This window comes from uncultured Gilliamella sp. (genome assembly GCA_945271295.1).
Taxonomy (GTDB): Bacteria; Pseudomonadota; Gammaproteobacteria; order Enterobacterales; family Orbaceae; genus Gilliamella.
The window spans coordinates 22207-43899 of sequence record CALYPG010000006.1; the positions used below are offsets into that span (position 1 = coordinate 22207).

Consider the following 21693-nt stretch of genomic DNA (forward strand, 5'->3'; position numbering starts at 1 on the left):
CGCCATTATTATATCTCCAAAAAGTTTTTCAATAATTTTGCACCGTTTGTTCCAGAACGTTCGGGATGAAACTGAACGCCGTAATAGTTGTCTTTTTGCACGGCAGCGGTAAAGTTTTCGCCGTAACTGGTTTCTGCGATAGTTGCTGAGCATAGTGGTAATGCGTATCCATGAACAAAGTAAAAATATGCACCATCAGGAATATCTCTAAAAAGATGATGTCCCGCTTTAGGCGTAACCCGGTTCCATCCCATATGAGGTAATGGTAAACCGCAATCAGGGATCTTACTTACTTTTTCCTGAATAATACCTATGGTATCGACATTACCTTCATCGCTATGCTCCGCTAGTAGTTGCATACCGAGGCAAATTCCCAAAATAGGTTGAGTGCACACTTTAATCAGTTCAATCAAGTTGCGCTGTTTTAGTTGTTGCATAGCCGCAGAGGCTGAACCGACACCTGGTAAAAATAATTTATCACAATTCAGTACCACATCAGGATCAAGGCTAATTATTGGTCGGTAGCCTAACCTTTCCACGGCATATTTGACTGATGCCAAATTAGCACAGCCAGTGTCGAGGATGACTATCTTCATCTACAGTACTCCTTTTGAGCTAGGTAACTGATTACTTTCAATTTTAATCGCTTGCTTTAAGGTTCGGGCAAAAGCTTTAAATAGGCTTTCGATTTTATGGTGATCATTGTCTCCTTCAGTGGCAATATGCAGTGTTATTGCCATAGCATAACTAATTGAATAGAAGAAATGTTCAACCATTTGCGTGCTCATGTCGCCCACTTTAGGCGTTGTAAACTGTGCTGAAAATTTGAGGTAAGGCCGACCTGAAATATCCATTGCACATTGGGCTAAACACTCATCCATTGGGATCACTGAGGCATAACGGGTAATGCCACGTTTATCACCAAGGGCTTTTTTCAAGGCTTCCCCTAAAGCGAGTCCGGTATCTTCGATAGTGTGATGATCGTCGATATGTAAGTCGCCTTTAACTTGGATATTGAGCTTTATGCCACCATGAGTAGCTATCTGATCTAACATATGGTCAAAAAAGCCAATTCCGGTATTAATTTTGCTACCACCTTGGCGGTCAAGCCAAACTTCGACTAGTATTTTAGTTTCTTTGGTATTGCGTTCAACTTTAGCATAACGATCAGTTGTTGTTAAGCGTTGGGCGATTTCGTTCCAATTTAAACTTTCAGGATCATAATGAAGTCCTTTTATTTGCATATTTTCGGCTAGTTGCATATCAGTAGCTCTATCACCAATAACGTAACTATTATCTTTATCCAGTTTACCACTGGTTAAATAAGGTAATACTAATTTGATTTTAGGTTTTCTGCATTCACAATTATCATCCGGAAAGTGTGGGCAAATAAGTACCTGTTCAAAGTTAACGCCCTGTGATGTAAATATTTGCATCATCAGATTATGTGGACCATCAAAATCTGCTTGCGGATAACTATTTGTACCTAGACCATCTTGATTGGTGACCATTACTAATTTATAGCCAGAAGCTTGCAGTTTTAGTAGTGCAGGAATCACATTAGGTTCAAAAGCAAGTTTATCAAAGCGATCAACCTGAAAATCGATAGGTGGTTCGGTAATTAAAGTACCATCACGATCAATAAATAAGTATTTCTGTAACATTATCGCTCCTAGTTAATCGCGCTTAGTGCTGAAATTACAGCTTCACACTCGGCTTGAGTGCCAATGGTTATACGAGTCATATTGTTAATACCGGTTGATTTGCTTTGATCTCGCAAAATAATTCCCTGGTTCCATAATCTGTTAAAAACGTCTTTTCCATCTTGAAATTTAACACATAAATAATTAGAAGCGCTAGGATAAACCTGTTCAACAATGGGTAATTGTGCAAGTGCGGCAGCAAATTTCTGTTTTTGATTATTCATATTTAGCACATGCAACTTCATATTGTTAATGCCTTCTTTACTTAATGCTTGCGCGGCAATATCAGCGACAGGTACCGCTAATGGATATGGTGCAATCACTTTTTGTAAGGCATCAATAACCGGTTTATTAGCAATGGTAAAACCACAACGCAAACCCGCTAAAGCGAAGGCTTTAGATAAGGTTCGTAAAATAACTAAATGTGGGTAATTTGCTAACCAAGTTACCACACTAGCTTGTGGTGAAAACTCAATATAGGCTTCATCAATTACTACCAATGCTTGATCTTTTGCCATAGTCAGTAAGGTTTTAATATCTTCTGGGTTAATTAAATTGCCAGTTGGATTATTAGGTGAACAAACATAAATTAATTTAACTGTATCGAGATTGTTTTTAATTCCCTCAAGATCGAGTTGCCACTGAGCGTTTGTCGGTACAGTTTTAGTTTTGATACCAAGTGTTTCGGCACTAACTTGGTACATGCCATAAGTAGGCGGACAATATAAAATACTATCTTGCTGTGGTTCACAAAAAGCCCGCATTAGTAGTTCAATTGCTTCATCAGCACCACGACTGACTATCAGTTGTTCTGACTTAACACCAGCATACTGCGCATAACGAGTAAGCACTTGTTCTGGTTGTGGTTCGGGGTAACGATTTAAAGTTTGCTGGGTTAATTCAAAATGTGGTGCAATTGGGTATTCATTGGCGTTGAGCCATACATCGCCATTACCGCCAATACGGCGAGCCGATTGGTAGGGTGTTAACTGTTGTACATTTTTCCTGACTAATTGATTAATATCCATTTTTCCCCCTAATTATGCTTGTTTAGCTTTTAAAACTGCTAAACGAAGTGCAACAGCTTGCTTATGTGCTGTCAGTTGTTCTGCTTGCGCCATCAATTCAACGGCATTGCCAATGGCTGTTAATCCATCGGGTGATAATTTTTGCACCGTCATGCGTTTTTGGAAGTCAGCCAGTCCAAGACTTGAATAGGTGGCAGTATATCCATAAGTTGGCAACACATGATTGGTGCCAGAAGCATAATCTCCCGCTGATTCTGGCGACCAATCGCCTAAAAATATTGAACCGGCACTGTTAATTTTATTGACTAATTCATCTGCATTGCGAGTTTGGATAATTAAATGTTCTGGTCCATAACGATTGCTGATATTTATACATTGTTCTAAATCTTGAGTGACAATTAAGCGACTTTGTTGTAGCGCTTTTTGTGCAATATCTCGTCTTGATAATTGTGCTAATTGATTATCAACCTCAACAGCGACGGCTTTAGCCATCTTTTCATCTGGCGTGAGTAAAACAACTTGTGAATCTGGTCCATGTTCTGCCTGAGATAATAAATCAGCGGCTATAAATGCAGGATTAGCCGAACTGTCAGCAATCACCAGCACTTCAGAAGGGCCGGCCGGCATATCAATTGCCGCGCCATCAAGGCGTTGACTAACTTGGCGTTTAGCTTCAGTAACGTAAGCATTACCTGGACCAAAAATCTTATCCACTTTAGGTACTGACTCAGTGCCCAGTGCCATCGCCGCTATAGCTTGAGCACCACCAAGTTGATAAATTTTCGTTACCCCGCAAAGTTCAGCGGCATATAGAATTTCGTCAGCAATTGGTGGGGGTGAACATAAAATGATTTTACGACAACCAGCAATTTTTGCTGGTGTGGCTAGCATTAATACCGTTGAGAATAGTGGGGCAGAACCACCAGGAATATACAGACCTACAGAATCAATGGGTCGGGTCACTAGCTGACATTGTATACCGGGCATTGTTTCCACGGTAATAGTTTGTTTAACTTGTGCTTGATGAAATTTTTCAATATTAGCAACCGCTAATTGCATTGCTTGTTTTAATTTAGCATCAACACGACTTGTGGCTAATTTAATTTCTTGTTGGGTAAGTTTGATTTGTTTGATTTGTACTTTATCAAATTTGTTGCTAAAGGCTTTTAAGGCTTCATCACCATTTTGTTTTACTTGGGCTAAAATATCTGACACCGCTTGACTAATTGAATCTGATGCCGCCACAGCCGGACGAGTTAATAATTTTGCTTGCTGTTGATCATTACAATGTTGCCAATAAGAAAGTTGCATATTATTACTCCATCATTTTTTCGATTGGTAGTACTAAAATTGAGCTAGCGCCCAGTGCTTTTAGTTTTTCCATGGTTTCCCAAAACAGGGATTCACTGCTAACCATATGTAGAGCAACTCTATTTTGTTCACCGGTTAATGGCAAAATGGTTGGGTTTTCTGCACCAGGTAAAAGGGCAACAACTTCATCTAATACTGCTGTTGGCGCATGTAACATAATATATTTGGATTCTCGTGCCTGGATAACCCCTTGCATACGCGTCATCACTTTATCAATTAATGCTTGTTTTGCAGAGTTCATTTCACCTTGACGTTGAATTAAACAGGCTTTTGATTTATAAATCACCTCGACCTCTTGCAGACCATTGGCTTCTAAAGTTGCCCCGCTAGACACTAAATCACAAATTACATCAGCCAGCCCCGCTCTTGGTGCTACCTCAACCGAACCGTTAAGTAAACAGGTTTTAAATGTCACATTATATTGAGCTAAATAGCGACGAAGTAGGTGAGGGTAAGTGGTGGCGATACGTAGGTTATTGAGGCATTCAGGGCCGGTATACTCAAAATCACGTGGTGCAGCAATGGATAGCCGGCAACCGCCAAAGTCTAAACGGCGTAGTTTTTTATATTGAGGATTTTCCCCTTCAGCTTGTCTATCGAGGACTTCCTCTTCTAAAACATTTTCACCCACAATACCAATATCAACAACGCCATCAATAACTAAACCAGGAATGTCATCATCACGAACACGTAAAATATCAATAGGCATATTTTCAGCAAAAGCAATTAAACGTTGTTCTTGAAGATTGATTTTAATACCACATTGAGCCAGTAATTTTTTTGACTCATCACTTAAACGACCAGATTTTTGCATAGCAATGCGTAAACGTGAATTATCCAACATATTATTCTCCAACTTATCCAAAAAATGTATAAACCACAAACAAAAAACCCTCGGAAGCTTGACCTTCCGAGGGTTTTCTATTTGCTTTCGCGTTATCACCGGAAGATCAAATGTCTTCCAGCACCAAACGCCCGAAGACTATTCAGGGATGATGATGGTGATGATGTTTAATAACTGAAACGCAAAAACAATTCATAAAATACAAACCATTAATTAAATATAAACACAAACTAGTGAACAAAATATAACAGAAATTGATTACTCGCAACTCTTTTTTTATTATTAGTTAAAAATTCACCTAAATATTTGTAATAACGTTAATTTAAAATATTTAAGAAGGTATTGGTTATTTGAATACAATATCAATGTAATAATTAAATAATACCGATTATCGCATTAATTAAATAATTGCTTTCAATTGGTGATTAACTTTATATCGACAGTAGGGCTCGATTTTTTCGATGAATACTGATAGATTTTGTGGGGTAAAACTGCTTTTTATAAAATAGCAACCCTCTCCCGTAATCTTATAAAATTCAAGAATTTCTTGGAAAGATTTAACGATTTTTTCAAATAATTCAAATTGGTTTGAATTCATAAAAATAGTAATAAATTGGGTATATTCTGTTTTTTCCTTAATTGTGAACTTTTCAATAACATTATTTGCTTGCAGTTCATATACTCGCTGTCCAACGGCTTGTCCAGATAAAAATACTTTGTTGCCAATCTCTTTCCATGATTGGCGGCTGTTAATTTTGAGTTGATCTAAAATAGCGCGATCTTTTTTATCCATATTATTTCACCATGAAAGCAAGTAATAAAGATTGCTTTCAATTGACTATGTTAGTGATTGCATGATTATCGCATAATTATAAATAGAAGCCTAACGCAAGGAAAATCAAATGAAACAAGCCCTAATTATTATTGATGTGCAAAACGACTATTTCCCTAATGGAAAATATAGTTTAACTAATAGCGAAGTAGCATTACAAAATACCTTAAAATTGCAACAATATTTTCGTGTAAAACGCTTACCGATTTACTATATTCAACATATCAAATCCGATCCTAATGCAAATTTTTTTGTTAAAGGCAGTCATGGCGCTAAAATTCACCGTAGCTTATTACCTATTTACCCACACGAATATATTATCCCTAAAGCCTTTCCCAATAGTTTTTACCAAACTGAATTACAACCAAAATTACAACAGGAAAACATCGAACAACTGGTCATTTGTGGCATGATGAGTCATATGTGTGTTGATTCAACTACCCGCATGGCAGGTGAACTAAATTATCAACCAATACTAATTCATGACGCCTGTGCAACTTGCGATCTACAGTTTAACGATATAATTATTCCTGCTCAAACAGTACATGACAGTTTTATGTCTGCTCTAATGAATTTCGCAAAAATTGTTAGTTGCCAAGCGTTAATTACTAACTAAAAGAAACACCCAAACTACACTTATTTTTTCTTTAAAAAATTAGTTTAGATAATTGATAAATTAGCAGTATTGCGATGGATAAAATATACTCTTAAATCAAAATAATAGCTCAATCTAAAATCATTGGCATATTAATTTAGCTTCACTATTAGTCTGATAAGCAGTACAAGTTTTAACATTTTCAATAGCTTTGTTAAGTCGAATTAAACCATTAGCATAAATACAACTAATAAAAACAGTTTCTTTATTGCTATCTAACCATTTCCATGTGGGAGGATTATCATCTTCATTATAAGGTTTTAATTCTGACTTCTGATTAGGATGTCCACTATATAATGCAATTCCATTAGTATAAATAGGGATGTTATCACTAAGGAGCAGCGAAAAATCATCCAGAGGGGTTACAGATATGTTTTGAATACCTTGCACATTTATTGATAGTGGGCATAGGATAGTTTTTTTTTGAGCGTAACATAGTGGTGTTGCTAGTAATAAAAAATAAACTAATAACAACCTTATTTTATTAAACATAATATTCTCCTATATTATTTAATTAATAAGATGGTATCAGAATTATGACAAGAATCTAGATAATATCCATTAGTATTCTTTCCCTGGCTACTAAAAATTATAAATATCCGCCTTTTAAAAAACTCACGGTCTTTAAATTTTGTATTAGGGTTTCACTGCCGGTAAATATATTGCCCACAAACGGTAAACTACATTGAGTTGAGTAATATTAGACGGTATAGACTCCTGAATAAATTTTACAGGCAGGCGATATTGTGATTAAAGCTAAAGATAGCAACAGTAGTGGCACAATTCAATTGTGGATATAACGAGTCCAATTAGAAGCCAATTTCATGTTATAAGCGTACTAATCAAAATAGTACCGCAGTGAATTAAATAGCCTTAAAGGCAATGTCAGTTTAGAGGTTCGAGTTGATATGCGTATTGAATATCATTTGCTTTATGTTAAGCTATTTAAGATTTTAGGGATAAATGGGAAGAAAACAATGAAAAACAAATTAATCGTTGGCCTAGCTTTTGCTACACCGCTCACGGCTATGGCATTGGAGTTACAAGGCAATCAGACTTATACAGATGAGATAAATATTCCTGTTACTCATAATTGGAGTGAAGTTGATGGAATAGGAACAGGATATTCAGGTATTGAAATACATGAAAACAGTAATACTACTTTTGCAAAAAATGTCACCATCATAGAATCGAATGGAAACAACAATAATGATTTTCTTCACGGCATTAGAGTATGGGCCATTACAGGTTCCTCATCTACTATTTTTAATGGTGATCTTAATATTCATCTACATGGTAGTGATTCTATTGGTATCGATATGGGAGCACCTAATAGTTCAATTATAGTTAATGGAAAAACTACTTTAAATGTTGATGATAGTGAATATTCATATGCCCTTGATATAGATGACGGCAGCTTAACTTTGAATGGTGAATCATTAATTAACGGCAAAATTATGGTGATGGCGGGAGGAAATCTAAAAATTAATAATCAATCAATAATCAATGGTGATATAGAAGCCTATGATGGTGGAGTAATTGAATTACATTTGCAACCTGGCTCAAAAATAATAGGATCTATACATAGTAATGCCGACCCTGATTACCCAGATGATGATGCTGGTACCCTTATAATGGATCTTGCTAAAAATGCATCTTGGGATATTACTAGTAACGATTCTTATATTACTCAGTTATCAGGACAGGGAAATATAAGATTTATTAACGATAACCTTAATATTACTTATGCTAATCATACTAATAATTTTGGCCAGTTAATTATTGAAAATTTGAAAGGTGGTTCTAATTTCGACCTACGTAGCAACATTGTAACCGGACAAAGTGATAAAATTGTTGTTACAAATTCAGCAGAAGGAACACATATAATTAATCTGACTAATAATGGCGCTTCTAATACTTCCGGTGAAGAAAAATTAACCTTAGTTGAAATTGATGATAATGCTGCCAATACTGCTGTTTTTAAAATTAATCATGATGTTGATTATGGTGGTTATCGCTATAATTTGAATAAAGACGGCAATAATTGGGTTTTAAGGAGTAATTCTCTTTCATCATCAGCCATGGCTAGTGCCGGGTTCCTTAATGGTAACTACTTGATGAGTTATGTGGAAACGCAAACACTGTTAAAACGTTTAGGTGATATGCGTAATAGTGGTGAATTTGGTGATGTGTGGTTGCGTGGTTTTTCTGGTAAATTGGATTCGTTTGCCGGTGGCAAATTAAGTAAATTCGATATGAGTTATCATGGTTTCCAATTTGGTGCCGATAAACAGTTAGCTGACTATTCACCTTTTGTCGTTGGGGCTTTTGTTGGTCAAACTTATGGTGATCCTAACTACCGCAAAGGCGATGGCTCATTACGTTCATTTAATGCCGGCCTTTATACCTCTTATTTTGATTATACTGGATTATACGTTGATGTTGTGGGTAAATATGCTCGTCAACGCAATCATTTTAAAGTTAGGGACACTGCCAATAACCGAGTCCAAGGTAATGGTCATACCAATGGTTTAGGTCTATCCATGGAATTAGGTAAAAAATATATGTTCCAACGTTTTTATATTGAACCACAAACACAATTATCGTACAGCCACCAAAATGGTACATCGATAAATGCAACTAACGGTTTGCGAGTCAAATTAGGCAACTATAATTCACTTATTGGCCGGGCGTCGGCTTTATTTGGTTATGAAATTCGTAACGAAAATAATAACATCAACCTGTATGCTAAAACCGGGATTGTAAGGGAATTTAATGGTGACACTTATTATAAATTAAACAATAATAAAGAGAGCCACTCATTTAAAGGTAACTGGTGGAATAATGGCTTGGGTGTAAGTGCAAACATCAATCACCAACATACTATTTATTTTGATTTAGAAAGTTCACCAGGGCATAAATTTGATTTATTACAAGTTAATGGTGGTTATCGATATTCATTCTAATATATTACTCATAAAGAATTATCTTATTAATTTGATAATATTGCATTAAATATACACTTGCATATAGTTTAGGATGTATAGGCACAATCAATAGATAGTTGTTTAAATTCAAGACTAAATTTGTTGATCATGATGATTCTCCTAGGATTTTTTATTTATACCATAGGAGAAGCTTCAGGTTTATTTTGGGTGAGGATCATCGTAATTATTAAGGAGTAAAAGTTATTGTAGATAGTAACTCGCTTAATCCTAAATCATTAAGGTAACAAAATGATCGAATATTACGGTTGGATATCCGTGAATGATTCAGTCCCTCAAAAAACAAATGAAACAGCATTGCATTAGCATAATCAATAATGCCAAAAAAGGGCGGGGGAGATGGATTTTCATCTGATCTGCCTAATTTGAGGATTTTGCTATAGTGTATGTGAACCAAGGCAGCGTTGGGTTCATGGTGAACGCTGATCTACAAAACTATCGAGGATATTACGAGATAGAACATATTGCTAAACTCCCCAATTTAGGGCAAAAAACTATATCTCAAAGCTGTAAGGTTATCGTCATAATAACAAATCGTTTGTATAAGGCTCTAAATTCAGCCGTAAACAAATAATTAGAGGCATTTGTGAGTATTAATTTAAATCATCCCATCAAAATCATTTTTGATGAGATAGAAATAGATCATTATTTACCATCAATTAAATTTAAAATTGATCTCCATCTAAAGCAGTTTACTCATTTTTTAGCATACAGTGGTGAAATTTGGATTGATTGTAACAATTGGGATCAGTTTTCCAAAGCGTTATCCGAAGGAGGTGATGCCATATTAAATGATATGGATAATAGTTTTTTTATACATATAATAAAAACTAATGGCTCGATAGTATTTACATGGTCAATTAACAGACAAGATCCAGATGGAAATGTTATGAGTGCAGGCTATAGCAGTAACATTACTGATGATGCATACGCGGTCATCAGAAATGAGTTTATTGATTATCCTAAGTGGTGGTAAGTAAAAAGATCCATTCGCTTAAATTGTAGGATTTTTTTATTACTTTTATTTAGAGAAAAAATAATTAACCAACGGATAACAACAGTAATTCTGTCAATAATTTGATTTTATGTAAAAAATAGGGAATGTTATGTCAAATGATGTATATGGTTATATATTACCTGATCCAAATACAGACTATAAATTAACATTGGAACGTTACCTACAAACATGTTCCCTTAATATTCGGCAAATTGAACAAAGCGAATTATTTGACTATCCAACATATTTAATACCACATACAGAGTCTTTTATATTCGATATTAGTGATGGTCCAAATTCTATTAATGCTACTTATTTAATTGATTATGACCAATATGCACCAGATACAGATATTGGTTTTCCGGCTGATCCTAAAGCACGACTAGATATACTGATCAATACATTGATTGATATGATCAAAATTACTAATACATCCAAAATGGTGGTATCCATGACTGAATGTAATCAAATAGAAACGATAAGAAGAATAAAATTCTCTGATATGCGAAAAGTTATTCATGCTGATTTCAAGGCGTATCAAGGCCCACCAAATACACTTTATGAAATCATACTATGCAGGTTTTAAAAGCTAAGTGAAAATCGAGTTGGTAAAAGACTTGATAAGGTGTAAGTTAAGGACAATTAAATGAATAATTATATTTTTGGATATCTAGCAGGAATTAAATGTAACAACAGTAACTCTATTTTAAAAAAAATGGCAATAAATTTATAAAACCATTGATTAAGTTAAAAATCAAGGTGTTAACATGATTATAACATAGGAGAAATAATGGATTTTACCAAACAAGAAAAATATAGCGCTGTGGCATATTTTAATCAAGATTTAATTTTTCTACAAACTTATTCAGGTTTTAGAATGATGGCTATTGATCCTGATGTAAAAGAGCTTTTATTACCCACCGATGTATCAGATCTAGAATTAGGTCAGGCAGCATTATTAGCCTTATCTAAAAGCCGACAAATAGCTCAAAGTGAAATTGCGGATTATTTTGATAATACTAAAACAAATGATACTTATAATAAATGGGTAAATAGATTAATTGAAATATATAAGTATAAGACCAAACGCGCTTTATTTAAAAATATGAAGCATTGTATGCTTGAGATTAGAGGTGAATTTTTGACCATAATGCCGACTTGTCACGAAAAACTACAAGCTTGGAGCGGACATGGTTTAACAAAAAACGATGATGTTGTTTTACCTATTGATAGTTCAGCCGAAAAAATTGGTGCCGGATTAAGATTAGCGTTCAGTCGCTGTCGTAGCCGTTGTCGTTAATTTTAACTCCATCTTAGTTTTTGTTTTTTATCGCTAAAAGGTGATCGTTAATCCTGTCAGTAAATTCGATAATAAATTGACATAGCATTCTTTTACTGTTTAAACCTCCCTTATTGCTTTATAACTAATTTGCCTGGCTTTGTTTTAATCAGCCGCAATCTTGTTACTATAAATGTCAAGTTAATTAACCATTAAAGGCAAGCTTCATCATTTAAATAAAGATACTCGGTTAAAACAAACAATCGCTATTGGTAGAAAATTTAACTAATTCAAATCGTGGTTGAATTTACCTTAGACTTATTAGATAACAGCATAACTGTGATGAGGTGACGGCGAGTCGCTATCATATTGACTTATTGAACGTTAATTTTATACTGTCGTCCATATTATTCACAATTAAAAGATGTCGCTTTGATTAATTTGCTTTATTTTTTGCTATTCCCAGTACGCAAACCAAATATGCTTCGTTTAAGACAGCGTTTACAGCATAAAACTATCATTATAACTGGGGCTAGTTATGGTATTGGTGAATCACTTTGTCATCTTTTGGCGGATATTGATTGTAATCTAATACTCGTTGCGCGCACTGCTGATAAATTACGGGAATTAAAGCAACAGCTCGCTATGTGCAGAGCTAAAATTGACTTATATGAGGCTGATTTGCGCGATTCGCAGCAAATCGATGAATTTATACAATATATACAAGCTTTCCCCATTGACATATTTATCAACAATGCCGGCAAATCGATTTGCCGTCCAATTATGCAATCTTTAGATCGACTGCATGATTTTGAAAGAACCATAAAACTAAACTATTTGGCACCAGTACAATTATGCTTGGCTCTCATCCCTAAACTAAAGCAGAGCCAAGGGTTGATAGTTAACGTTTCGGCAATAAATGTACTACTAGCACCAACAGTAAACTGGGCCGCTTATCAAGCTTCAAAAACCGCCTTCGATCAGTGGCTATGCTGTGCAACGGCTGAACTGCAAAACCAGCAAATCAAAGTATCGACCGCTTATTTACCCTTAGTAAAAACCAGAATGATCGAACCGAACATAGCTTATAAAAACCTACCCGCATTACAACCGAAGCAAGCCGCTTTAATTATAAGTCGGTTGTTGCAAACGCAAAAACGGCAATATAAACCTTGGTGGACGATTATAGGGCAAATCGCTTCCGTACTATTTAATGGTATCTGGCTCATATTAAATCGCTATTATATAAAGAGAAAATGATGATAAAAACGATTAAAGCTCTCTATACCACTCGGCTTCTTACTTTTAAGGGGATTGGTTATTTATTAATGAGTATTGGCGCAGTAGGTATGAATTTAATGGCTTTGCTCTATGTTCGCCAAAAACTCAGTCCAACCCAAATAGCGATAAATGAAGATGACAACTGCATAACGTACCAAACGCTCTATACTCAGTCCCAACATTTGGCTAAACAATTAGCAGCACATTGCCATATACAACCACGTCAAAAAATAGCCATAATGGCAAGCAATCATACTATTATGGTGCAGACACTGTTTGCCGTGTCGCGATTAGGAGCGGATATTTATCTACTCAATACCGAACTATCTGCTTCACAATTACAAAATATTCATGGTATGGTCAAGTTCAATTGGATCATACATGATCCGCAAATCACCACCTTAGCCACTGTTAAATCCTTACCGACTAATCATCCTGAACAAGTATCGATTTACTCGCTATTGAACGATGCAATTTTGCCTAATTCTTCCAAACTTAATGTCACCCATTTTACCAAACTCACTGTATTAACCAGTGGCACCACAGGGCGATTTAAGATGGCCGGGCGGAATAGCAAAGCACAAAATTTTATTAGTCCTTTTTATCAATTATTGATGAAATTAAATCTTAGCCAGTATAGCAAAATCTATATTGCAACACCGATTTATCATGGTTTTGGTATTGCTACTCTATGCATGTCGGTATTATTAGGTGCTACCATGTTTATCTGCCAACGCTTTGAAACCGCCAAAGTCTGCCAGCTAATCGATAAACATCAAATCGAAGTTGTCACCCTAGTACCATTAATGCTCAACAGAATGCTGAACTACTCAGCAACACAGCTATACAGCTTACGTTGTATTATTACTGGTGGTGCACCGATTACTGCAATCTTGGTTAAACGAACTCTAAATCAACTCGGTAAGGTATTATTTAATTTATATGGAACATCAGAAGCCGGCTTATCCATGATCGCTACGCCAGATGATTTAATGATTCATCCAACCACCATCGGCAAACCGCTTAAGGGGTTATCGGCAAAATTAATGGAAAACGATAAGCTGGACGCTATAAAAGGTGAACTCTATATTCAATGTGCATGGTCAACGCAAGGTAACAACTGGATAGCTACTGGCGATATAGCTCAAAAAGATAGTGAAGGGTATTACTATCTAAATGGTCGGGTTGACGATATGATAGTTTCAGGTGGCGAAAATGTTTATCCATTCGAACTTGAACAATGTTTATTAAGCCATCCTAATATTAATGACACAGCCGTTATCGGTATTGAAGATGATGAGTTTGGACAAAGATTAGTGGCATTTGTGGTATTAACCACTAATACCCAACAAACCGAAAGTACAATAAAAGACTGGTTAAAATCACAAATTGCACGTTACCAAATGCCCAAAAAAATCATAGTGCTTGATGAGCTACCCATGACGCACATTGGTAAAGTCGATCGAAAGGCATTGCGCAAAATAATATCAGAAAACACCGATTAACTAATTATGTTCTTTTGCAAGTTACCAAATTAATAACACCTGAACTGGCCCAACCAAATGGCTAATTTACTAATAACTTGTTATTTATTATTCACAAATAACAATTTATTCTTGCATATGTTAAAATTTATTCCCTTTTTTAATTTTTATAACAAATGAATGAGATGAAAAAAATAAAATATACTTTGCTACTTATTTGTAGCTTAATGCTAGTCGGCTGTTTTGAAAAGACTTCTATTGAGCATTGGATAGATAATCCGACTACTAGCGATATAAAGGTTGTCATTGACGGTAATGAATTAGCGATACCGGCAAACTCAGGTGTTAATTATAAATTTGAATTTGGTCAACATAACCTGTCTTATAATAATGACACGGTTAATTTTACGGTTGACTCTTCACAGTCTTTTGCAATTATTAATCCAACACTCAGTAACTATGTAATTTATAGAATTGAATATAAAAAAGATTCTGTATTAGGAGGAGTAAGTGACATTATAAGTATTGCAGCTGGGAAAAAAGATGAGGATGATTATAAAACGTCGATAATTATAAATGGTGAATTAGTAGAAATAGAAGCTCCGTTTAAGGCCATTAATGATTTATTCATTAATAAAGAGCAGTATAAATGGGATTATTTTCTCGATGATCCTGTTCCGGATAGTGTGAAATTACGAAAATTTAAATCTAAATCGATAAAAATGAAAATATTTCGTGAAAATGATTTTTTCAAATTTTTGAAAAAAATAGGCGTTAAAGATGAGATGAGATTCCCTGCTAATTCCAAAAAATTGAGTGATTTCACTCAACAATAATGATTAAATTTGCAAGAATATTATTTATATTTACAAGGTTAGAGTTCTTTATTCGATTATAAACTCAAGCTTATTGTTTTTTAACTTACGTGAACTAAATATCCTAATTGCGCAATTAGGATATTTAAATTGTCACATTACATTTTATAACAAACTAAATTTATCTTTCCGCCACTTAATCTATTTAAATCATGATGACAGCAAATGTTTAATAATAATTATCAAATTTGAGGTGAGGATATTTAAACAGTTAGCCTATTTCAACATCAATATTAATCACTTCAATCTGTCTGGTAAGAAAATATATAACAATAGTCAATAAAAAAGGCCATAACAGGCTTATATAATTTTGTAATGATCTTCATTTTCTTATCTTATAAAAGTCACATACTACCTAGTTAAGCTTGATAGACAGATATCAATTATTAATATAATTATATATATCAATTGGTTAAGTAAATAGCCATTGGTAGCCAGTTAAAAATAAGGTGCATAAAATAATATAAACAAATTATTTACAATAGTGAAAAAGTTGTCTAATATACGCGCCATTATTATTAGCAAAGGAGAATTAATTATGATTTGTTTAACTAGCATTTGCAGGTTCATCACCAACTAATTAAGTAATTACCTTCTGTTTTTTGCTTCAATTTATTCTGCTGATCTTAACCTGCCAACTTAACTTATACCCATTGTTTAAAGATATTACATTGATGAAATCAATTCAGTTATTAACTGACAATTGATTTAGCAGTGATTAAATCACATTAAAACTGCATAGATAAAACATTGCATAGATAAAATGCTGGAATTTATAAAACCGTGTTTAATGCTAAATAAGTTGTTTTATTGATAGACTTTTCATCTTTAAATTATTGTCTTTGAACACCATCAGGGTACAACAATAATATTTATTAAATGGATTGAAACATGGACACTTCTATTAAAGTGCTATCGGATAAAGCATTAATGATAGCATCTAAAAATACTTGGATCGACGGTTTGGCGATTGAACAATTACTAGCAACGGCAAACTTGCCGAATATGCATAAAGTGATCGGGATGCCAGATTTACATCCGGGGCAAGGTTACCCTATCGGAGCAGCATATTTAAGTCATGGACTTATTTATCCGGTGTTGATAGGGAGTGATATCGGTTGTGGAATGGCTTTTTGGCAAACCGATATTAATTTAGCGAAATTAAGTATCGATAAACTTGAACGCCGTATTGGTAATATCGATCAGCCTGATAGCCGTCATAACTATAATCTTGGTACGATTGGCGGTGGCAATCATTTTGCTGAACTGCAAAAAGTAAGCCAAGTTTATAATGAACAACTTTTTAATCATTACCAGCTTAATGCTAAAAAGTTGTTTTTATTGGTGCATTCGGGTTCCAGAGGACTCGGGCATGCTATTTTACAAAAGCAATTAGCGCGCTTTGGTTATCAAGGTTTAGTTGAAAATAGTCCTGAAGCACTAGATTATTTAGCTAAACATGATAATGCGGTAAATTTTGCCATATTAAATCGAAAAATTGTGGCGCAAAGGCTCATGACAAACCTTAATACTCAAGGGCATGAAGTACTTAATGTCTGTCATAATTTTTTGCAAAAAGTTACTTTAGCTAAGCAAGATTATTGGTTACACCGTAAAGGTGCATCATCAGCCATGGATGAAATTGTGATTGTACCGGGTTCACGCGGTGATTACAGCTATTTAGTCAAGCCAATGCCGCGTGAAGAACTGTTACTTTCATTAGCGCACGGTGCCGGGCGCAAATGGCGACGTGCTGATTGTAAGGGTAAACTAGAAAATCGCTATAGTGTAAATGATATGATGCGCACTAAACTAGGTAGTCGCGTTATTTGTGCTGATAATAGTTTAATTTTTGAAGAAGCACCCCAAGCATATAAATCAATCGATAGTGTGATTGAGTCAATGCAACAAGCCAATATTATTACTGTTATTGCCCAACTTACCCCTATATTGACCTATAAAACGCAGGGGGAAAATTGATGACATTATTATATTTTTCTGCGGCAAAAGGTCCGGATGAGTGCACTTTAGCGGTGGCTAAGGCAGTAAATCAATTTATGCAAGAAGCGTTAGCATTAAATGTGTCTGCAGATATATTGGAAGCGGTGCCGGGTGAAAAATCCGGCACCTTTCGCTCAGTACTCATTGCAATAGAAGGGGAGCAAAAAGATCAATTGAGTGCGCGTTGGCAAGGCACTTTACAATGGGTTTGCCAAAGCCCCTATCGACCTAAGCATAAACGTAAAAATTGGTTTATTGGTGTAACTTGCTTACTTAATCCGGCACCAATCACGGATAGTGCAATTGAATTTTCGACTATGAAATCATCGGGTGCTGGGGGGCAGCATGTAAACAAAACCGAATCAGCGGTGCGGGCAACCCATATTGCAACCGGTATAAGTGTCAAAGTACAAACGGAACGCAGCCAACATGCCAATAAACGATTAGCTAAATTATTACTGTTACATAAACTCTGCCAATATAAAGCTAATCAACAACAGCAACAAAAAACAGCCTTACATCAATTTCACCAGTCTATTCCACGCGGTGGTAGTGGCTTGGTGTTCTATGGTGAAGGATTTGGTGAACAAAAGGGTTAATTAAAAGATCAAAACGAATTACGTTTGCTCTGTTTTTTCAGCTTCAACTGACTTACTTCTTAATAAAATCCGCTCTAATATGGCCGAGTAGAGCGGTACGCCACCTAATGCTTGGGCAATTAGGGTTGCGCCTAAACAAGTAATAATCATTGGTAATATTAGCTGATAGTTATCTGACATTTCCATCACCAATACAATGCCTGTTAATGGAGCCCGCACGGTGGCGGCAAATAAACCTCCCATGCCGATAATAGCGCAAGCGCCTAGTTCAATATGATAATTGGGGAAAATTTGCTGAGTGAATAACCCAAAAACAATCCCAATCGTGGTACCGAGAGCTAAAGTTGGTGCAAAAATGCCACCGGGTGCACCGGAACTGAAACATAAAACTGTGGTAATAAAACGCATCAATAAGATCAAAAATAACGTACCAATAGCATATTTACCAAAAGTTGCGTCAGGAATAAAATCAAATCCGCTACCAGTTATTTCTGGCAAAATGAAGCTAGTTACGCCAAAAATACCCGCTAACAAGAAGCCGGTGAGTAAAAAATTAGACGATTTGCATTGATAAAATTGTCGATAACGGTCTTGCATCAATAATATACATTTATTGGAAATCACCCCAATACAACCAAATAATACCCCTAAAATTAAATAGAGCCACAAAGATTGGATTGGCACAGCACTAAAATGACCAATTTGAAACACTGATGTTTGATTAAATAGGAATTGGTACATAATGCTCGCCATAATCACACCCACAAATATGGCTTTGATGGAAGTTAAATTATAACGAAACTGTGGGCGCATCTCTTCAATAATAAATAAAATGCCGGCGAGGGGAGCATTAAAGGCGGCAGTGATCCCGGCGGCAGCACCCGTGGCTAAAAAAGTATGTCGATAAGCAATATTTTTAATTTTAAGAAGATCACAAATCATGGCTCCAACATTACCACCAATTTGCACAGTTGGGCCTTCACGCCCTAACACCATACCCGAACCTAAAGCCCCGAGTCCGCCTATAAATTTAACCGGCAATACATAACGCCAGCGTACTGGGCGTAAGTTCATTAAGGCACCTTCAATTTCCGGAATACCTGAACCACCCGATTCCGGTGCCCAGCGTTTAACTAAATAGTAGGCAAATAGCCCCATAGCTCCGGTTATGCAAAAAATGGCTAAGTAAGTTAACCAAATATTATCAAATAAATGTAGTATTAATAATTTGCGGATGCTGATAACCCAATTGACAGCATATTGAAACATTACCCCAATAATACCGGTAATGGTTCCTATAACCCCAGCAATAATTAGCACCATCAAAGGCGCTTTTTCTTGGATACGTTTAATCTTATGAAAAAGATGCAAGTGTTTTTTTATGGATGAATAACTAGGCACAATGTATAATAATTTTTAGAATAATAAGGGATTTTACTATTATAATTGAGAAAAACAAGGTACCGAATTTACCTTTAAGGAATAAAACATGAGAAAGATATGGTATTTGGTACTGTTATCAACCTCTTTTTTTGCCACTGCTACCGATTGTGAATTATTAAATCAACAAGCTACAGAAAATAGTGTGATGATTTCTCCTCTCGAAACCTACCAACTAAAAAACAACAATGGTGAAAAGGTTTACTTATATTCAGCTCCCAATGAAGCTTGCCGAACCGATACGTTGTTGCGAGCTGATGAAATTTCTACGCTAATTGTATATTCTGATTATGGTAATTTTTATTATGTTATGTACTTTTTAAAAGACCATCCGGAAGATATATCGGGTTGGGTGAAAATACGCAACTTAAAGCCAACCGATTCTCGTCTAAGTCCGCAATAAAGCAATTATTATGCTAATAACTCAGTTAACGTAACCATGTGTCAGGACAAAATGAACACATTTGTTGAATTAAAAAAAGAAAATAACTTAAGCACATTTAAATTTATTCTATGGACATTGATTACCTTTGGTATTTACCAGTTTGTGTGGATTTATAGAGTTAATAAATCAATAAAAAAATTGCTAGGGGTTGAGGTAAAAAGTAATGCTTATATCATTACGTTAATTATTTTGAACTATTCACCATTTTTCATTGCCTTAATCGGTATTATAACGTCGTTGGCGTTTTTAGAATCAGTTAACAGTATCATTGATTTTATTTCTTTTTTTATATTGATTGAGTGGGCAAATTTTGCCAGATATGTATTAACTTATTATAGTTTGGGTGAATACAATATCAAATTAAAAACTAAATCCTTTTATATTATTATCTTTAATATTTTTTATATTAATTACCTCATCAACTATTTAGGCGATGAAAAACGTTTCAATGCTAACCAATCGGATTAATGTTTGTATTGATAACCTCTTATTAACCATTTTATGGTTGATTGGTTAGCATTAACTGTTAAGCCATAATATGTTGTTTAGAGCGGTTAATCCAAATCACTAAAAATAATGTGCGCCCAAGACTAAATAAAATATAAGACAGCCACAATCCATCATTCCCCCAAATAGGCACACAGATATATTGTGATATTAGCCATAATGCTAAGGCTAAGATCATCGAATCGCGAATGGATGCGGTGTAGCTGATCCCAGAAAAAACGCCATAATAAATCAACCCACCCGCCACTACAATAGGGAAGATGATTAACCAATATTGATAATCAAGGCAGATGGCGATAATTTCGCTCTGATTAGTTAAAAGCTTGATAATATGCGTGTCAAATCCAAACCATATCACAATTAAAATAATTGGACAGATGATGCAGGCAAGTAGTGACCAATGTAAGGTTTGCTTATATAATGTCAAATCTTTTGTCCCTTTTGCTTTGCCACTAAAAACGCTAGAAGCATTGGCAAAACCATCAAAAAGGTAAGCCATTAGATAGTGAATCTGGAATAAAACGGCATTAGCGGCTAAAACTTCGGTGTTAAAACTCGAACCGATAGCAATAAAATGATTGGTGACAATTAATAAACAAATGGTACGAATCATTAAGTTGGTATTGACCAAAATCACCCCTTTTAGTGATTGCCAAGATAAAATTGATCTTAGATCGGTTTTTTGCTCAGCCTTGGGTAAATAACTAAAGATAAACCAAACCCCTAATAAACTGCAAATAACTTGGGCACTTAATGTTGCCAAAGCAACACCTTCAATGTTCCAATGCAATTGCCAAACAAAAATAATTGCCATAACAATATTAAGTAGATTGATCAGCACTTGTAAAAATAATACTGCTTTCACTTTTGCCATGCCCATTAACCAACCCACTAAAACGTAATTGATTAACACAAAAGGTGCACCCCAAATTAGGATGCTAAAGTAAATATCTGCATAATGTTTGACTTCATCATTAGGCTTTATGACTTGCATGGAGGCAGCAAAAATCACCTTTTGAAAAACAATAAAGATGATACCTAAAAAGATCGCAATAAATAGCGGCCGGATCAGTGATGCTCTTAACAAAATAGGATCATCTAAAGCTTGGGCAGCAAAACCGGTGGTACTGACTCGCAAAAAACCAAATAACCAGTAAATAGTATTAAAAATAACCGCGCCAACGGCAATGCCAGCAATAAACGCCGGATTGGGTAAATGGCCGACTAAAGCGGTATCGACCACACCAAGTAGGGGAGTGGTGATGGTTGAGATAATAAAAGGAATAACCAGGGCTAGGTAATTTTTAAAACGATATTGCCTAGGCGGCAGTGTTGCTGTTGTCATAA

At 35.3% G+C, this 21693-nt stretch carries 21 protein-coding genes and 1 other annotated feature; of the genes, 12 read left to right on the forward strand and 9 right to left on the reverse strand.

Annotated features, from left to right (window positions below; genetic code table 11):
- Nucleotides 1-8: 8 nt before the first annotated feature.
- From hisH to Q0K76_RS04840, 6 genes are all read right to left on the reverse strand, one after another.
- Nucleotides 9-596: an imidazole glycerol phosphate synthase subunit HisH gene (hisH, locus tag Q0K76_RS04815; RefSeq protein WP_294612246.1), complete on the reverse strand. Its 588-nt coding sequence runs from the start codon at nucleotides 594-596 to the stop codon at nucleotides 9-11.
- Nucleotides 597-1664 carry a bifunctional histidinol-phosphatase/imidazoleglycerol-phosphate dehydratase HisB gene (hisB, locus tag Q0K76_RS04820; protein ID WP_294612249.1) on the reverse strand — a complete coding sequence of 356 codons (1068 nt, stop codon included), beginning with the start codon at nucleotides 1662-1664 and terminating at the stop codon, nucleotides 597-599. It lies immediately after the preceding gene.
- 8 nt (nucleotides 1665-1672) lie between these two features.
- Complete coding sequence (gene hisC / locus Q0K76_RS04825) at nucleotides 1673-2731, reverse strand: histidinol-phosphate transaminase (RefSeq protein ID WP_294612252.1); 1059 nt, start codon at nucleotides 2729-2731, stop codon at nucleotides 1673-1675.
- Between the two features lie 12 nt (nucleotides 2732-2743).
- On the reverse strand, nucleotides 2744-4042 hold the full coding sequence (gene hisD / locus Q0K76_RS04830) for a histidinol dehydrogenase (RefSeq protein ID WP_294612254.1): 1299 nt from the start codon (nucleotides 4040-4042) through the stop codon (nucleotides 2744-2746).
- A gap of 4 nt (nucleotides 4043-4046) precedes the next feature.
- A complete protein-coding gene (hisG, locus tag Q0K76_RS04835; RefSeq protein WP_294612257.1) occupies nucleotides 4047-4946 on the reverse strand; it encodes an ATP phosphoribosyltransferase in 900 nt (299 codons plus the stop codon).
- A gap of 38 nt (nucleotides 4947-4984) precedes the next feature.
- Nucleotides 4985-5110, reverse strand: a sequence feature (His leader region).
- A 236-nt stretch (nucleotides 5111-5346) separates the two neighbouring features.
- Complete coding sequence (locus tag Q0K76_RS04840; protein WP_294612260.1) at nucleotides 5347-5739, reverse strand: AsnC family transcriptional regulator; 393 nt, start codon at nucleotides 5737-5739, stop codon at nucleotides 5347-5349.
- Between the two features lie 109 nt (nucleotides 5740-5848).
- Between Q0K76_RS04840 and Q0K76_RS04845 the strand changes: the two genes are divergently transcribed.
- On the forward strand, nucleotides 5849-6394 hold the full coding sequence (locus tag Q0K76_RS04845) for a cysteine hydrolase family protein (RefSeq protein ID WP_294612263.1): 546 nt from the start codon (nucleotides 5849-5851) through the stop codon (nucleotides 6392-6394).
- A gap of 120 nt (nucleotides 6395-6514) precedes the next feature.
- Here the strand turns inward: Q0K76_RS04845 and Q0K76_RS04850 are convergent, their stop codons facing one another.
- Entirely contained in the window at nucleotides 6515-6925 is a 411-nt protein-coding gene (locus tag Q0K76_RS04850) for an STY0301 family protein (RefSeq protein ID WP_294612266.1), read from the reverse strand.
- A 485-nt stretch (nucleotides 6926-7410) separates the two neighbouring features.
- Between Q0K76_RS04850 and Q0K76_RS04855 the strand changes: the two genes are divergently transcribed.
- The 9 genes from Q0K76_RS04855 (at nucleotide 7411) to prfH (ending at nucleotide 17954) form a co-directional block, all read left to right on the forward strand.
- Nucleotides 7411-9399 carry an autotransporter outer membrane beta-barrel domain-containing protein gene (locus tag Q0K76_RS04855; RefSeq protein ID WP_294612268.1) on the forward strand — a complete coding sequence of 663 codons (1989 nt, stop codon included), beginning with the start codon at nucleotides 7411-7413 and terminating at the stop codon, nucleotides 9397-9399.
- Between the two features lie 625 nt (nucleotides 9400-10024).
- On the forward strand, nucleotides 10025-10414 hold the full coding sequence (locus Q0K76_RS04860; RefSeq protein WP_294612271.1) for a hypothetical protein: 390 nt from the start codon (nucleotides 10025-10027) through the stop codon (nucleotides 10412-10414).
- A 130-nt stretch (nucleotides 10415-10544) separates the two neighbouring features.
- Entirely contained in the window at nucleotides 10545-11021 is a 477-nt protein-coding gene (locus Q0K76_RS04865) for a hypothetical protein (protein ID WP_294612273.1), read from the forward strand.
- A gap of 204 nt (nucleotides 11022-11225) precedes the next feature.
- Nucleotides 11226-11735: a contact-dependent growth inhibition system immunity protein gene (locus Q0K76_RS04870; protein ID WP_294612276.1), complete on the forward strand. Its 510-nt coding sequence runs from the start codon at nucleotides 11226-11228 to the stop codon at nucleotides 11733-11735.
- 459 nt (nucleotides 11736-12194) lie between these two features.
- The gene (locus tag Q0K76_RS04875) at nucleotides 12195-12974 is read left to right on the forward strand and encodes an SDR family NAD(P)-dependent oxidoreductase (RefSeq protein ID WP_294612278.1); all 780 of its coding nucleotides are present in this window, start codon (nucleotides 12195-12197) and stop codon (nucleotides 12972-12974) included.
- Nucleotides 12974-14500 carry an AMP-binding protein gene (locus tag Q0K76_RS04880; RefSeq protein ID WP_294612282.1) on the forward strand — a complete coding sequence of 509 codons (1527 nt, stop codon included), beginning with the start codon at nucleotides 12974-12976 and terminating at the stop codon, nucleotides 14498-14500. The genes Q0K76_RS04875 and Q0K76_RS04880 overlap by 1 nt, the downstream gene beginning before the upstream one ends.
- A 164-nt stretch (nucleotides 14501-14664) precedes the next feature.
- Nucleotides 14665-15315, forward strand: coding sequence for a hypothetical protein (locus Q0K76_RS04885; RefSeq protein WP_294612285.1), 651 nt, complete (start codon nucleotides 14665-14667; stop codon nucleotides 15313-15315).
- Between the two features lie 930 nt (nucleotides 15316-16245).
- Nucleotides 16246-17334 (forward strand): RNA ligase RtcB family protein, encoded by a 1089-nt coding sequence (locus Q0K76_RS04890; RefSeq protein ID WP_294612288.1) that lies wholly within the window; start codon nucleotides 16246-16248, stop codon nucleotides 17332-17334.
- Complete coding sequence (gene prfH / locus Q0K76_RS04895) at nucleotides 17334-17954, forward strand: peptide chain release factor H (RefSeq protein WP_294612290.1); 621 nt, start codon at nucleotides 17334-17336, stop codon at nucleotides 17952-17954. Before Q0K76_RS04890 ends, prfH begins: the two co-directional genes overlap by 1 nt.
- A gap of 18 nt (nucleotides 17955-17972) precedes the next feature.
- On the opposite strand, the gene clcA is transcribed toward prfH, so the two are convergent.
- Complete coding sequence (gene clcA, locus Q0K76_RS04900; protein WP_294612293.1) at nucleotides 17973-19355, reverse strand: H(+)/Cl(-) exchange transporter ClcA; 1383 nt, start codon at nucleotides 19353-19355, stop codon at nucleotides 17973-17975.
- 88 nt (nucleotides 19356-19443) lie between these two features.
- Here clcA and Q0K76_RS04905 point away from each other — a divergent pair, with 88 nt between their 5' ends.
- Nucleotides 19444-19797, forward strand: a complete 354-nt coding sequence (locus Q0K76_RS04905; protein WP_294612294.1) for a hypothetical protein — start codon at nucleotides 19444-19446, stop codon at nucleotides 19795-19797.
- Between the two features lie 51 nt (nucleotides 19798-19848).
- The gene (locus tag Q0K76_RS04910; protein ID WP_294612297.1) at nucleotides 19849-20307 is read left to right on the forward strand and encodes a DUF4234 domain-containing protein; all 459 of its coding nucleotides are present in this window, start codon (nucleotides 19849-19851) and stop codon (nucleotides 20305-20307) included.
- Nucleotides 20308-20365: 58 nt separating this feature from the next.
- Here the strand turns inward: Q0K76_RS04910 and Q0K76_RS04915 are convergent, their stop codons facing one another.
- On the reverse strand, nucleotides 20366-21691 hold the full coding sequence (locus tag Q0K76_RS04915) for an MATE family efflux transporter (protein ID WP_294612300.1): 1326 nt from the start codon (nucleotides 21689-21691) through the stop codon (nucleotides 20366-20368).
- Nucleotides 21692-21693: the final 2 nt, after the last annotated feature.